This is a genomic window from Thermotoga profunda AZM34c06, assembly GCF_000828675.1.
In the GTDB taxonomy this organism is placed as follows: Bacteria; Thermotogota; Thermotogae; order Thermotogales; family DSM-5069; genus Pseudothermotoga_B; species Pseudothermotoga_B profunda.
This window is the reverse complement of record NZ_AP014510.1, coordinates 1,802,416-1,816,926: the sequence shown is the minus strand read 5'-3', so window position 1 is coordinate 1,816,926 and position 14,511 is coordinate 1,802,416. Positions and strand designations below refer to the sequence as shown.

The 14,511-nt window shown below is 38.6% G+C and carries 12 protein-coding genes; 5 read left to right on the top strand and 7 right to left on the bottom strand.

Going from position 1 to position 14,511, the window contains the following annotated elements; all coding sequences use genetic code 11:
* The first annotated feature begins 2 nt into the window (after positions 1–2).
* The gene (locus tag TSP02S_RS08855) at positions 3–1,364 is read left to right on the top strand and encodes an amidase (RefSeq protein ID WP_041083524.1); all 1,362 of its coding nucleotides are present in this window, start codon (positions 3–5) and stop codon (positions 1,362–1,364) included.
* On the opposite strand, the gene TSP02S_RS08850 is transcribed toward TSP02S_RS08855, so the two are convergent.
* Genes TSP02S_RS08850 through TSP02S_RS08825 form a run of 6 tightly spaced genes read right to left on the bottom strand, consistent with a single transcriptional unit; the run spans position 1,332 to position 8,717 of the window.
* Entirely contained in the window at positions 1,332–2,303 is a 972-nt protein-coding gene (locus TSP02S_RS08850) for an ABC transporter ATP-binding protein (RefSeq protein ID WP_041083522.1), read from the bottom strand. The two genes, TSP02S_RS08855 and TSP02S_RS08850, sit on opposite strands and share 33 nt — an antisense overlap.
* Complete coding sequence (locus TSP02S_RS08845; RefSeq protein WP_041083520.1) at positions 2,287–3,282, bottom strand: ABC transporter ATP-binding protein; 996 nt, start codon at positions 3,280–3,282, stop codon at positions 2,287–2,289. Before TSP02S_RS08845 ends, TSP02S_RS08850 begins: the two co-directional genes overlap by 17 nt.
* A 9-nt stretch (positions 3,283–3,291) precedes the next feature.
* Positions 3,292–4,209 carry an ABC transporter permease gene (locus TSP02S_RS08840; RefSeq protein WP_041084337.1) on the bottom strand — a complete coding sequence of 306 codons (918 nt, stop codon included), beginning with the start codon at positions 4,207–4,209 and terminating at the stop codon, positions 3,292–3,294.
* Between the two features lie 13 nt (positions 4,210–4,222).
* A complete protein-coding gene (locus tag TSP02S_RS08835) occupies positions 4,223–5,209 on the bottom strand; it encodes an ABC transporter permease (RefSeq protein ID WP_041083518.1) in 987 nt (328 codons plus the stop codon).
* 11 nt (positions 5,210–5,220) lie between these two features.
* Positions 5,221–6,579, bottom strand: a complete 1,359-nt coding sequence (locus TSP02S_RS08830) for a M14 family zinc carboxypeptidase (protein ID WP_041083516.1) — start codon at positions 6,577–6,579, stop codon at positions 5,221–5,223.
* A 44-nt stretch (positions 6,580–6,623) separates the two neighbouring features.
* On the bottom strand, positions 6,624–8,717 hold the full coding sequence (locus TSP02S_RS08825; RefSeq protein ID WP_041083514.1) for a peptide ABC transporter substrate-binding protein: 2,094 nt from the start codon (positions 8,715–8,717) through the stop codon (positions 6,624–6,626).
* A gap of 97 nt (positions 8,718–8,814) precedes the next feature.
* On the opposite strand from TSP02S_RS08825, the gene TSP02S_RS11190 reads away from it, so the two are divergent.
* Together TSP02S_RS11190 and speB are read left to right on the top strand one after the other, a co-directional pair.
* A complete protein-coding gene (locus TSP02S_RS11190; protein ID WP_041083512.1) occupies positions 8,815–10,359 on the top strand; it encodes an AAA family ATPase in 1,545 nt (514 codons plus the stop codon).
* Positions 10,356–11,219: an agmatinase gene (gene speB / locus TSP02S_RS08815; RefSeq protein ID WP_052465408.1), complete on the top strand. Its 864-nt coding sequence runs from the start codon at positions 10,356–10,358 to the stop codon at positions 11,217–11,219. Before TSP02S_RS11190 ends, speB begins: the two co-directional genes overlap by 4 nt.
* Here the strand turns inward: speB and TSP02S_RS08810 are convergent, their stop codons facing one another.
* On the bottom strand, positions 11,220–12,803 hold the full coding sequence (locus TSP02S_RS08810) for an N-acyl-D-amino-acid deacylase family protein (RefSeq protein ID WP_041083510.1): 1,584 nt from the start codon (positions 12,801–12,803) through the stop codon (positions 11,220–11,222).
* Positions 12,804–12,903: 100 nt separating this feature from the next.
* Here TSP02S_RS08810 and TSP02S_RS08805 point away from each other — a divergent pair, with 100 nt between their 5' ends.
* On the top strand, positions 12,904–13,617 hold the full coding sequence (locus tag TSP02S_RS08805) for a gamma-glutamyl-gamma-aminobutyrate hydrolase family protein (protein ID WP_041083509.1): 714 nt from the start codon (positions 12,904–12,906) through the stop codon (positions 13,615–13,617).
* Positions 13,618–13,623: 6 nt separating this feature from the next.
* Positions 13,624–14,439: a M55 family metallopeptidase gene (locus tag TSP02S_RS08800; protein WP_041083507.1), complete on the top strand. Its 816-nt coding sequence runs from the start codon at positions 13,624–13,626 to the stop codon at positions 14,437–14,439.
* The last annotated feature ends 72 nt before the right edge of the window (positions 14,440–14,511 follow it).

The window sequence follows — 14,511 nt, the reverse complement described above, 5'->3', positions numbered from 1 at the left end:
AGATGTACATTTACGAAGCACAGAAATTATTAAGGCAAAAAAAGATAACTCCAACAACGATCTTAAAACAGTGCATAGAAAAAATAGAACAGCACAAAGATTTGAATGCCTTTATAACTTTAACGATTGATCAAGCTTTAGAACAAGCAAAGGAACAAGATCAGATATTAAAAACTGCAGATGTGGATAACTTGCCACCACTTTTCGGAATACCTATAGCTTTGAAGGATCTTGTTCATACCAAAGGGGTAAGAACAACGGCAGGAAGTCTTTTTTGGAAGGATTTCATTCCCGATGAAGACGCAACTGTAGTGAAAAAATTGAAAAAAGCCGGGGCTATAATCGTTGGAAAAACCAATCTGCATGAAATAGCACTTGGTGTGACAAACAACAATATCCATTTTGGTGCTTGTAAAAATCCATATGATCCTGCAAAGATCTCCGGTGGTTCGTCTGGAGGCTCTGCCGTTGCAGTAGCCACAGGTATGGTACTGGCGGCAATTGGGACTGATACAGGTGGTTCAATAAGAATCCCATCAGCACTCTGTGGTGTTGTGGGCTTAAAACCAACCTATGCAAGGGTGAGTACTAAAGGAGTCATACCACTTGCATGGCATTTAGACCATGTTGGACCAATAACAAATTGTGTGAAAGATGCATGGATTGTTCTGAGTGTGATAGAAGGTTATGACTCAGAAGATCCATTTTCTTTAAGGCATAGAAAAACAAACACTCCAGATTTCGATAACTTCTTAAGTGGTATTAAAATGATAAAAGCAGTTGGAGAGTTTTTTGAAAAAACTGATCCAAGGATCTTAGAAAGATTAAACATCGTGGCACAATTATCCGAAAAACTCGGTATGATTGTAGATTCACAAAATATGGATTGGCTCAAGGAAGCTGCAGCAGCAAATGGCTTGATGACGCAAACCGAAGCTGCAACCTTTCACAGACAGAGATTGAAAGAAAAGCCAGAATGGTTTTCAGAAGATGTGAGGCAAAGACTAACTGAAGGTTTACAGACAACCGGTAGTGATTACGCCTTTGCAAGATACACACAAAGTCTTGTCAAACACAGATTTAAAAAATTATTTCAGAAATACGATATTCTACTACTCCCAACAGTCCCTATAACTGCACCACCTATTTCTGGAGAAGGTGCAGTTGAAATGGCAAGAAGGCTCACAAGATTTACAGCATCTTTTAATATCGCTGGTCTGCCAGCTATCTCATTACCCGTTGGAAAAATAGATGGTCTACCCATAGGTGTACAACTGGTATCTGATGTATGGAATGAAACTCTTTTACTCAAGGTAGCTCATAAATTGGAATCAATGATACAAAAAACAAGCTACTTGGTGTGAGTCTTCAACGATTTTGAGTTCAGGTACATTTTCATGACATATCTTCATGGCGTAAGGGCATCTTGAAGCAAATAAGCATGCTCTGGGTGGATCTATTGGAGATGTGATCTCACCTTGGATTGGCTGTATCTTTGCCAATTTTCGTACCTTTGGATCTGCAACTGGTACAGATGCTATTAAAGCTTGAGTGTAAGGATGTAGTGGATGATTGAATAGATCTTTTGAAGTCGAAAGCTCTACTAATTTTCCAAGATACATCACAGCAATCCTGTCACTGATGTATTTGACAACTGCCAAATCATGCGCAATAAAGATATAGGTGAGATTGTATTTTTCTTTAAGAGATATCAGTAAATTAATCACCTGAGCCTGGACAGAGACATCAAGCGCAGAGACAGGTTCATCACAGATCAAAAGCTCTGGTTGCATTATGAGTGCACGAGCGATGCCAATTCTTTGCCTTTGACCTCCAGAGAATTCATGAGGATACCTGTAAAGATATTCCGATCTGAGACCAACACTCTCCAAAGTTTGTGATGCCAAATGTCTTTTGTCAGAAATCGATAGACTTGGAGATGACAAACCTTCGGTTACTATTTGTAGAACGGTCAATCTTGGATTGAGAGAACTGTATGGGTCTTGGAAGATCATTTGAATCTTCGCACGATATTTTTGAAAACTTTTTTCATTGAGTGAAAAAAGATCAACCGAATTATTATCGTGATAAACAGCCTTACCAGAGGTTGGTTGATACAGTCTGACAATCAACCTACCAAGGGTAGTCTTGCCACAACCAGATTCTCCAACCAATCCAAAGGTTTCACCACGATTCACAAAAAAATGAACACTATCGACAGCCTTCAAATATGATCTTTTACCAAAATGCCTTTTTATAGGAAACCACTTACTGACGTTTTCAAGTTCAAGGATTTTCTCCATCTGTCTTTCCCTCACTGTAAAGCCAGCATTTGACCATGTGATTCAAACTAACAGAGACGTTCTGTGGTTTTTGTCGTGAACAGATATCTTTTTTGAAAACACATCTTGGATGAAATCTACAACCAGCTGGATATCTTGCTGGATGCGGAACTACTCCTTCGATCGATGCGAGTTTTTCTCTGCGTGATTCATCTTGATGTATCTTTGGAACGGAATTCAGAAGGGCTTTTGTATATGGATGTAGTGGATTTTCAAAGATCTCGTAAACATCGGCTTTTTCTATCACTTGGCCCGCATACATGACAACAACTCTGTCACACATTTCAGCAACGACCGCAAGATTGTGTGTTATCAATAAAACTGCTGTGTTGAATTTTTCCTTAAGATCAAGCATCAGCTTCAATACCTGGGCTTGTATTGTAACATCAAGTGCGGTAGTTGGTTCATCGGCTATCAGGAGTTTTGGGCTACATGCCAAAGCCATTGCTATCATTACACGTTGTCTCATTCCACCAGACAATTGGTTAGGATAGTGACTATATCTACTATTTGGTTCCGGTATCTTCACACCTGTCAGCATTTGTATGGCTTTGGTTTTCCTCTCTTCCTTACTCATTTTCTCATGAAGTTCGTAAACTTCCTCTATTTGCCAACCCACTGTGTAAACGGGATTCAAGGAAGACATTGGTTCTTGAAAGATCATCGAGATTTCTTTACCTCTGATCTTGTACAATTCATCTCTATGTAAAGCTAAAAGATCAGTACCATTGAACCATATATGTGAATCTTCTGAGATGAAGGCATTCTTTGGCAAAAGTCTTGTGATCGCATATGCCGTGACAGTTTTACCACAACCAGACTCACCTACAATACCCAGTATTTCACCATTGTCTATCTCAAAAGAAACATCGTCTACAGGAACAATCTTTCCCATATTCGTCTTAAACCCAACTTTTAGGTTTTCTACCTTTAAAAGCATTCAATCACCTCAAGTTTCGCTGACAAATCTCGGATCAAGGGCATCACGAAGTCCATCACCCAGAAAGTTAACACTCAAAACTGTTATGAAAATCATAAAACCCGGAAAGAATACCAGCCACCATGGCACAGTGTTTGAGTGACCTGTAGATAGAATGTAATTCATTGACCTTTGAAGCATATTACCCCAAGATGGAGTGGGAGGCTGTATACCAAGACCAAGATAGCTCAGAGAAGACTCTGAAAGTATCGCATAAGAGAGATTGAGTGTCATTGAAACAATCGTTATAGGCATGGCATTTGGTAAGATGTGTTTGAACAAAACCTTTAACCTATTTGTGCCAAGAACACGTGCCGCCATTATGTATTCATTTTCCCTTATTGACAGAACGACTCCTCTAACAAGTCTTGATATACCCATCCAGCCAAAGACAGATAATACAAGTATTGTATTTGTTAAACCCGAACCAAAGACCATTGTGAGAATGAGAAGTATCGGAAAAAGAGGTATTGAAAGCATTACATCGACAAATCTCATGAGTAATCTGTCAACAATCCCACCGAAATACCCGGAAATCAATCCAATCAATAAACCAATCGCCGTTGTAATTAAAGACGATACAAACCCAACAAAAAGCGATATTCTCCCACCGTACATAACCCTTACAAGTACATCTCTTCCGAGTTCATCTGTACCAAAAAGATGATTCTGTGAAAAAGGTGGTGCAAAGATAGCAGAAAGATCGAATTCGTCATAAGTGGTTTTTATAAATAACGGTCCAATGAGACTGAACATAGTTACAAAAACAAGAATTACCAGTCCAAAGAGTGCCAAGCGATGCTTTAGAAATCTTTTTCTCACCAATTGCCAGTAAGTACCAATTGGTATAAAAGAACTATCTTGCAATTGCTCGATCTTTTTTTTCATTAAAAACACCTTATCACACCGCCTTCGCACCAAGTCTTATTCTTGGATCTACTACGGCATAGAGAATATCCGCAAGTAAATTCGACAGTAAAGTGATAACAGCAATGAACATCAAACAATTCACAGCAAGATTGTAATCACTTGCTAAAACTGCTTCGTACATCAATCTTCCCATGCCAGGCCATGAAAAGACCGTCTCAACGATCAACGCACCACCAAAGAAATATGGTATGTCAAGCGCTATTATGGTGATTATCGGTATCATGGCATTTCTCAAAGCATGCTTTAGGATTACCCTTCTTTCTTTTGCACCTTTTGAGTAGGCAGTTCTTATATATTCTTGATCGAGAACTTCCAGTAGTGATGTCCTTATGTATCTCACCCAATAGGCAACTTGAACTAAACCAAGAACCAAGGCTGGTAAAGTCAGGTGTCTGAGTTTATCTACAAAGATATTCCAGGAACCTGTGACACCATAAGTCTGAACACCAGATATAGGGAACCAACCAAGTATTACAGAAAACACGATTATTGCCATCAGTGCAAACCAAAAAGTTGGCAGAGAGATACCAATGAAAGCCAAAACGGTGAAAAAGTAGTCGAAAAATGAATATTTCTTAACAGCAGAATAAATTCCTATTGGAAAAGCCACTACAAGCCCTATAATCCAAGCAGTTATCGTCAAGGTGAGCGTATTTGGAAGTCTTTTGACAATAATGTCCAGCACAGGTTGTTTATACATCGAAGAAAAGCCAAGATCACCCTTTAGAAAACTCGTAAGCCAAAAACCATATCTGACTATCAAAGGATCATCGAGATGATAATATCTTCTGAGTTCAGCGATCTTGGCTGGATCTCTGACAAGTGCACGTGGATTTTCCAGACGACTCGTTAGTAATGGATCTCCCGGCATCGCATTTAGAATGACAAAAATGATCAAGGAGATGAGAAAAAATATGGGAATCAATTCGATGAAACGAAAGATCAAATATCTCTTCAAAATGCTACCTCCTACAACGATTGTACATATTCGGCTGTTTTTAATCCTGCCAACAATTGTATGGCGACCAAATCTCTTATCGGTATTGCTCTGTAGTTGAGATTCTTTTCAAGATATTCTATCTTTTTCTTAAACTGATTGTCGACTTTCTTTTTGACTTCAGATATTTTCTCGTCTTTGTAATTTTCAAGAATATCACCGACAAACCTTTTTAGCATACCGAGCATTAGAGATTGGTAGAACTGTGTGACACAGGTATTATCAAAAACTTCAGCAACGGTAGCCTTTCTTTGAAGTTGTGGATCGGTTTCGATCCAGTTTTTCTCTGCGTTAAGATGTTCTGGCATAATCTCAACGTAATTTTTGAGTACCTCGTAAAATGGAGAATGTTCATTTGAGTAATCTTTGCATATTTCAAAGACTTCTTTGACAAAGTCATATTGTTTTGTTGAACTCTCCCAGGATATGAGTCTTGCTTCCTTTCTTGTCATCTGAGCTTGTGAGATATCTTCTATCCTTGGATCATAGTAATACGGGACTTCACAGACAAGAGAATAGGTATTCGCTACACGTTGAGCATATTCATCTGAGCTTGCACCAGCTCTTATGATTTGAGCAGGATCGACCTTTGCGTGTTTTTCAAGATAATCGTATTCCTCGGTTATCGGAGAAAGTTTGTATATGGCCTTTGAGAGCATCTTCAGATATGGAACTTCTGGTTCACCAAGTGCTAATGGCACTTTAAATCTATGAGGGATGGTGTGGAAATCTTCATAGAGTTTTGGTGAATCGTTAGATATGTAATAATAAACACCGCCAAAGCCGGCGTTGTGTAAAGAGTACATGAAAACTGGTTTTTTCTCCTCCATGATCTTCATCAAGGCTTGTGTTTCTGGTAATGGATCATGAAAATGCAGGGTTTTATAATCCACAGGGAAGGTCCACTCAACTTGCTTGTGTCCCGGTGGTCTGTAAAAATTACTCGCATAAGACTTTATGGACTGTGGATTTGAAAACCAACCCTCGTTCAACTTTGTACCATCTGGATCTATGACTTTTATTAAATACCAGGTGTAATCAAAATATGATCTCAGTTGCTCATCTTGTGCAAGTTTCTCACAAAGAAAATCTAACATCATCGCACCTATTGGTTCGTTAGGGTGAGGGCAGCCAAACATCAATGCATTCTTAGAACCGTTACCTATCTTGACCACTTTTATCGAATGACCATTTCTCGATTTGCCAATCTCATGAACTTGTACCACCTTAGGAAATTTTTTGGCGAGTTCTCGTGTTCTTTTGTCAAATTCATCGACATAGAAAAATCTTTTGTAATCTGGTATCTGATCGACCAAATAGTCAAAATTCATCTCAAAGCCCCCTTAAAGGTGAAGCTGGGGGCAACCCCCAGCTATTAATGCTGCTCTGTATCTATATACCAGTTGTAGATAATCCAACCAAGACCACTGTCATAGGTCGAGTTGAAACTTTTTATGTATTTCTTTGCAAAATGAGGTGTTGGATCTGAGATCAAAGGTAGAACCGGTAGGTCATTGGTCCAAAGTGCGAAATGTTGTTTATATAACTCGACTCTCTTTGCAAAATCAACTTCTGTTGCCATTTTTGCGAGTATCTCATCGTTCTTTGGATTAGACCAACCTGTGTAATTTGTACCACCCCAGTTGTTTTCCTGTGATGGTATCATGTCGCTACCCCAGTAATTCAAAGCCTCATCACTAACACCATAACCCCAGCCAGTCAGCCATGCATCGAATTTACCCATAGGGGCTTCATCCCATATCACAATGGCAGGTTTCATTTCTATCTTTACAGATATTCCAACCTTTTTGAGCATACCTTGTATCAACTGAGTTATTAATTCATTCTGACTGCTTCCCGCACCTGCGATTAATGTAAACTCAAAAACCTTACCATCTTTCTCAAGCAATCCTTGTTTATTCTTTTTCCAGCCAGCTTGAGCAAGTAATTCTTCTGCTTTTTTCAGATCATATGAATATCTCTTTATATGGTCTCCTTTCAAGGCATCTCTCATCATATGAACTTCTGTGATCCATGTATCTACAATCTGACCTTTTCCGAAAAATACAACGTTGTTTATTTGTTGGCGGTCGATTGCATATAAAATGGCTTGTCTGACCCTTACATCAGAGAACAATGGATGTGGTTTTGAAAGATCATTTGGATCTCTGAAATTCAAATCAATCGTCCATAGAGCCACGTTGGGAGTGAAGTAAACATTAAATATGTCTCCTTTGTCTTTCTCAAGTTGCAAACTTTGCTTAAGATCGAGTGTGTAACGTCCAAAATCTATTTCACCTTTGAGAACTGATGCAAAAACGACATCGCTATCCGGGATGATTCTCATAACTATTTGATCGATATTCGGTCGACCCATGTAATAATCATCAAACGCTTCCAAGACAATATACTGTCCTTCGACGTACTCTTTGAATTTGTAAGGTCCTGTCATGATCGGATTGAAGGTGACCTTCTGAACGAATTGATCCCAGTTCCCTGTTTTCTTGGCTTCCTCAAAATCCTTTCTATAGAGATGTTCAGGAAGCTGAAACCAACCATAGTAATAGGCATAAACCGATGAGCCAAGTTCAGCACCCGGTACTGGATTGGGGAAGTGAACTGTGAATGTATAATCATCTATTACATCGACTCGATCTGCCATCTTCTCAAAGTAGTTTGATGTCACAGGGGCTTCAGAAACCATGACTTCCCATTGGAATTTTGCATCATGTGCCGTGACTGGTTGACCATCGTGCCATTTCATACCTTTTCTGAGTTCAAAGGTTACACTCATCGAACCATCTTGATTGATTTTCACAAGGCCGTTTTCAATTGTAGGTATTCTTTTTATCATCCTTGGATGGTAAAAACCATTGTCATCGGTTCCCGTATTTCCATCACCAATGATGTTGCAAATCGTCCAAGTGAGACCTGAAGAAGTGAACAGAGTGTTGAATCCCTTGGGATCTGCTCCAACTGCTGTTACGATTGTTCCACCACGTTTTGGTGGATAAAGTGCCATGTAAAAAGATCTCGCCGCTTCTGCTTTTGTTATTGGTGACAGTGGCTCAAGCAAATGACCATAACGATAATCTAAAAGTTGTCTGTCGCTTCTAAATGCAAGTGTGAATGCACCTATGGCTTCCTTTGGGACTTTATCTTCATCGTTTGCGAGAGTACAAATCTCCACGAATTTTGCAGCTTCTTTTTCAAGTCCAAGTACCTTTACAAGTGTCATGATAAAGTCTTTTCTCAGAACTTGGTCTGTTCCTTTCTTTATTAGTGATTCTTTTCCGGGGAAGGCTTTTGCTACTGCAGAATAGAATTCGTCATAGGTTAGAGCTGAATCATCGACTGTTTTTAAGATACCAAGTTTTTGGATAACTGGAGCGGCTTCTTGCAAACTAATCTGACCAAAACAAAAAACGAGTAGTGAAAAAATGCCAAATGAAACAAGAAACTTTCTCATTTTACTATACCCCCTTTGTTTAGAATGATTATACGCATAAAAGTCGGCATCGTCAATTTACAAAATTTCATAGTTAGCATGTCATAATAAATCAGATATGAGCAAAATAGAATTGAATGAACAATTTTTGAATGCATTAGAGTTAATGGAAAAATCAGATAAGAACATTTTTATAACTGGCAGGGCTGGGACTGGTAAATCTACGTTGCTCATGTATTTTCGTAGCAAAACAAAGAAAAAGGTTGTAGTTCTCGCCCCAACAGGTGTTGCAGCATTGAATGTTAATGGTGAGACGATCCATTCATTTTTCAAATTCAAACCCGGCGTGACCATCGAGAATATTGATGTAATGGATGATGAACTTTACAAAGAAATAGATACTATCATCATTGATGAGATCTCTATGGTTAGAGCTGATTTGTTTGATTGTGTCGATAGATTCTTGCGTTTAAATGCTCGAGATTCTAATAAACCTTTCGGCGGTGTTCAGATGATCTTGATTGGAGATCTATATCAATTACCACCCGTAGTCGCAAGGAAAGAAAAGGAATTCTTCAAAGAACGATACAAAAGCGAATATTTTTTCGACTCAGACGCCTTCAAAAACGTTGACTGGGAATTCATAGAACTTGAAAAGGTTTACAGGCAAAATGATGAATTATTCGTGAGAATCCTCAATGAAGTTAGAAATGGAACCGTAAGTGAGAAAAGTCTATCTATTCTCAACAGCAGGGTGAATGTGCACCCTATTAATACTAAATATACCATCTATCTGACGGGTTACAACCAAACTGCGAATAGTGTGAATCAGGAAAAACTCAGACAGATCAAAGGTAAACTGTACAAACTCGAAGCCAAGATACAAGGAGACTTTGACGAAAGCTCTTTTCCCGCAGATTATATACTCACGCTAAAAAAAGGTGCACAAGTAATGATGTTGAATAACGATAGTGATGATAGATGGGTGAATGGTTCTATTGGAAAAGTCGTAAATATTCATCAAGATGAAGATACCGTCGAAGTTCTTTTTTCTGATAATAGAATTGAAGAAGTGACGCGCTACACTTGGGATATATTTCATTATAGATACAACAAACGAAAAAAGATAATCGAGACGGAAACAGTAGGTACATTCAGTCAATTTCCAATGAGATTGGCATGGGCTGTCACGATACACAAGAGCCAGGGCAAAACTTTTGATAGTGTGATCATCGATCTTTCAAAACATCTTTTTGCTCCAGGACAACTGTATGTGGCATTGAGTAGATGTACTCGCCTGAATGGGATTTCACTTACAAGAGCTGTAACGAAAAAAGACATAATGCTCGATAGAAGAATTTTCAGATTTTTGAGAGATCTTCAGTGTAAAAATAGTGAAAAAAAGCTATCTCTGGGCGAAAAAATAGCACTCATAAACAAGGCTATTGAATTGAAAAAATGCCTTTTGATCGTCTATGTGAGGTCTGATAATGAGAAATCAAGGAGAGTTGTTGAGCCAAGGAGAGTGGGAGAATTTTCTTACTCTGGAAAAAAGTTTTTAGGTCTTCAGGGTTACTGTTTTGAAAGAAAAGATCTGAGAACATTCAGAGTAGATAGAATCATTGATATCAAAATGATTGAAGATAAGGAGGTAATAAAATGAAGAGATTTGAAGGTTTGGTGAGCCAATATACTTTTTTAAGATCAAAAGATGACTACGAATCGAGCAAGGCAGTTATCGTAGGTGCGCCACTGGATCAGACGACGAGTTTCAGACCCGGGACACGTGTGGCACCTAAGAGAATCAGAGAGCTTTCCTATGGCTTAGAAGACTACAGTCCATATTTAGATGATTCCTTGAATAACAAATTTTTTTATGACGCCGGTGATATCGAGATGCCATTGGGAAATCTTCAAAAGAGCCTCGAGCTAATTGAGAAGATCTCGAGTAAAATCATTCAGGATGAAAAAATACCGATTTTCATCGGTGGAGAACATTTGATAACACTTCCCATAGTCAAACAAGTTGTACTGAAGTACCCGGAGTTGAAAGTCATTCACTTTGATGCACACGCAGACTTGAGAGATACTCTTTTTGGTGAAAAGCTCTCTCATGGTACAGTTCTGAGAAGGGTGTGCGAATATATCAAAGACAGACATTTATATCAATTTGGCATCAGATCTGGCTTAAAGGAAGAATTCGATTTTGCAAAAGATCACACAAGAACTTTTCTGTATGACGTGAAAGAACCTTTTATGAAAATACTTGATGAATTGAAAGATTTTCCAGTGTACATAACTTTTGATATAGACGTATTTGATCCCGCCTTCGCGCCTGGTACTGGAACTCCTGAGCCAGGTGGATGTACTCCAAAGGAAATCTTTGAAATAATCCAAAGATTTAAAGAACTGAAAATAGTTGGCTTTGACTTAGTTGAAGTTTCTCCACTGGCAGATCTCTCAGAAAGAACAAGCATTTTAGCAGCAAAGATTTTAAGAGAAATCTTGATGTGTGTCTGTTGATCAACTCTTTCTGAGAATCTTCCCAGCACGAGCTTTTGTATGTTCAGTCTCAAAAATAGTGGGTTCGCCATTTACTATCACATGAATTATGCCCTGAGGGTAGTGCTTTGGATTTTCATAGGTAGCCAAGTCTTGAATTTTATCAAAATCAAAGATTACTATATCAGCAGCCATCTTTGGTCGAATGATACCCCTATTGAATATACCCACCCTTCGTGCTGGGAACGATGTCATTTTGTAGATGGCTTGTTCTAAGGTTATCACCTTGAATTCTTTTACATAACGTGCAATCACCCTTGGAAAGGTACCAAAATTTCTTGGATGTGGATGTCCATGTGAAAGAACACCATCGACTGAAAGGGCACTACCATCAGATCCAATCATTGAAAATGGACTTGAGATTACTTTTTTCACATCTTCTTCGTCCATTGCAAATCTCATCATGCCAACCTTTGACTTTTCTTCAACAATCAAATCAAAGGCAGTGTCCAGTGGATCTTTGTTCAAAATCTTGGAGATTTCAGCGATACTTTTTCCTTGAAATTGCTTATTTTTCTCGGTAAACGTATAAGTTATATAGAGATTTTCATATCCACTCATGGCTTTTTGAACAGGATCAATTTGTTTTTTGATCTTCTCTCTTATGTTCTTATCTTTGAGTCTTTCGATGAGTTTCTGAATGCCACCTTCGTGTACCCAATCTGGCAATATCGCATCGAGATCTGTCGCCGTAGCAGTGTATGGATAAACATCACAGGTCACATCTATACCTCTTGATCTTGCCTCTTTAATCATCTCAAGCGTTTTATTGACCTTACCAAAATATTTTCTACCACAGGCTTTATGGTGCGATATCTGTACCGAAACCTTGGATTTTTCACCTATCTCAATAGATTCAAGGACCGACTCTTCTAAATATTCACTCTCGCTTCTCATGTGAGTTGTGTAAATACCATTTCTTTTTGCGACAACTTTACACAATTCTATTATTTCACCTGTCTTTGCAAATGAACCAGGTGAATAAATTAGACCCGTACTCATTCCAAAAGCACCTTGTTTCATCGCTTGGTCGAGTAGTTTTTTCATTCTTGATAATTCTTCTTCGGTTGGATCTCTTTTTTCATAACCCATCACAGATTTTCTAATTGCTCCATGACCAACCAACATGGCGTAATTCACAGATGGTCTTGATCTTTCCAATGCTTGGAGATATTCTTCAACAGTCTGCCATCCAGCTTCTATACCGTACAATTCAAAATGAGATTTCCTACTTTCTTCAAGCGCTTCACCGAGTAATGGAGCAAGAGAGTATCCACAATTTCCGATGACTTCTGTAGTGACACCTTGCCTTATCTTGCTTTCACACTTGTTATCCACAAGTGTGTGAAAGTCTGAATGACTGTGAATATCCACAAAACCAGGACAGGCAAATAAACCTTTGACATCTATGATCTTTCTTGCTTTACATCTCTTTAAGTCGCCTATCGCTGAGATTTTTTCTCCGACTATGCCAATATCTCCATAAAACCAAGGTGATGAAGTACCATCGATTATCATTGCGTTCAAAATCAGTAGATCGTACAAGAAGTATCATCTCCTTTTTACTTATTCTACCAAACCGTCTTTTTGAATCAACAAGAAAAACCTTGATTTTTGAACCAGGAAAGGTAGTATAATTCAAATTATGAAGCCCAAGATAGGAATAACCTGCTCAATCGACGAAAACTCTATAAAATTGAACGAAGCTTATTACAAAGCATTAGAGAAGGCTGGAGCCATTCCGCTTTTGATCCCCATTTACGAAGATTCAGCTATTGTAAATGAATTGGCAGGATCACTCGATGGAGTACTTTTTTCTGGTGGTGTTGACATTGATCCTCATCATTATGGTGAGGAACCAAAAAAGGGTCTGGGACAAATTGCACCAGAGAGAGATGAACTTGAGATCAATTTGTGTCAAGTGCTTTTCAAGATGAAGAAGCCTATCTTCGGTATTTGCAGAGGAATACAACTCATCAATGTTGCACTGGGAGGAAGTCTTTACCAAGATATCTACACTCAGCATGAACATGTGTTGAAGCATTCACAAGATGCTCCAAGTTATCACCCCACCCATAAAGTACGTTTGATCCAAGGCAGTTTCATACAAAAATTATTCGGAAAATTTGAAATAGCAGTGAATAGTTTCCACCACCAAGCAATAAAAGAAACTGCACCCGTACTGAAATCTGTAGCGTATTCAGAAGATGGCATAATCGAAGCCGTTGAGAATGTCGATGAAAACAATTTCATTTTGGCAGTGCAATGGCATCCTGAGAGGATGTTTGAGAAATACCAAGAACAAATGAGATTATTTGAAGTCTTTGTCGAATGGTGTACAAACCACAGAAGGAGGTAATTGAATATGAAGATTTTCATCTCAGCAGATATGGAGGGTATCTCTGGGGTAGTATCTTTTTCTCACGTTGAGCCTGACACAAAAGAATACGAAAGATTCAGAAAAATCATGACAAAAGAAGTAAATGTAGTGGTAGAAGCCGCATATCAATTTGGTGCAACTGAGGTTGTTGTCAACGATTCGCACAACAACATGGACAACATTCTCATCGAAGAATTGCATCCAAAGGCTGTTCTGATAAGTGGTAGTCCCAAACCGTGGAGTATGATGCAAGGTATAGATGAAAGCTTTGATGCAGTCTTTTTTGTTGGATACCATGCAAGGGCTGGTAGTGAAGAAGCCGTGATGGATCATACATATACTGGCAGAATTTTCACTGCAAAAATCAATGGAAGACCGATGAGTGAAGCAGGCTTGAACGGTAGATTGGCTGGAGCTTTTGGGGTACCAATTGCATTGATCACGGGAGATCAAAACACAATAAGATGTGCAAAAGAGGAGTTGAATGATTTTGTTGGTGTAATTGTCAAGGAGGCGTATGGTAGGTATTCTGCAAAACTTTATCCGTTTGAAGTGGTAAAGGATCGCTTAACAGAAGGTGTTAAACAAGCTATGAAAAACTTAAAAAACTTCAAGCCAACAATTGAAAAAGAACCCGTTGAGTTAGAAATATCCTTCATAAGATCTGCAATGACGGAAATGATATCACTCATACCAAATGTGATCAAAAAGGATGCAAGGACAATTGTTTACAAAGCATCCACGTATGTAGAGGCTTATAAAGTCTTCAGACTGTGTGCTACCTTGAGCAATATCAATTGAATAGATGCTTTTCAGCAACACTTTTCAGATGGGTTGTATCAGGTAACTTAGCAGTTATTAACGTGATATAAT

Excerpts from the sequence above, each read along its gene's own strand:
- TSP02S_RS08805 (WP_041083509.1), top strand. The coding sequence starts at position 12,904 with ATGAAGCCCAAGATAGGAATAACCTGCTCAATCGACGAAAACTCTATA.
- TSP02S_RS08845 (WP_041083520.1), bottom strand. The coding sequence starts at position 3,282 with ATGCTTTTAAAGGTAGAAAACCTAAAAGTTGGGTTTAAGACGAATATG.
- TSP02S_RS11190 (WP_041083512.1), top strand. The coding sequence starts at position 8,815 with ATGAGCAAAATAGAATTGAATGAACAATTTTTGAATGCATTAGAGTTA.
- TSP02S_RS08840 (WP_041084337.1), bottom strand. The coding sequence starts at position 4,209 with ATGAAAAAAAAGATCGAGCAATTGCAAGATAGTTCTTTTATACCAATT.
- TSP02S_RS08800 (WP_041083507.1), top strand. The coding sequence starts at position 13,624 with ATGAAGATTTTCATCTCAGCAGATATGGAGGGTATCTCTGGGGTAGTA.
- TSP02S_RS08825 (WP_041083514.1), bottom strand. The coding sequence starts at position 8,717 with ATGAGAAAGTTTCTTGTTTCATTTGGCATTTTTTCACTACTCGTTTTT.
- TSP02S_RS08850 (WP_041083522.1), bottom strand. The coding sequence starts at position 2,303 with ATGGAGAAAATCCTTGAACTTGAAAACGTCAGTAAGTGGTTTCCTATA.
- TSP02S_RS08855 (WP_041083524.1), top strand. The coding sequence starts at position 3 with ATGTACATTTACGAAGCACAGAAATTATTAAGGCAAAAAAAGATAACT.
- speB (WP_052465408.1), top strand. The coding sequence starts at position 10,356 with ATGAAGAGATTTGAAGGTTTGGTGAGCCAATATACTTTTTTAAGATCA.
- TSP02S_RS08830 (WP_041083516.1), bottom strand. The coding sequence starts at position 6,579 with ATGAATTTTGACTATTTGGTCGATCAGATACCAGATTACAAAAGATTT.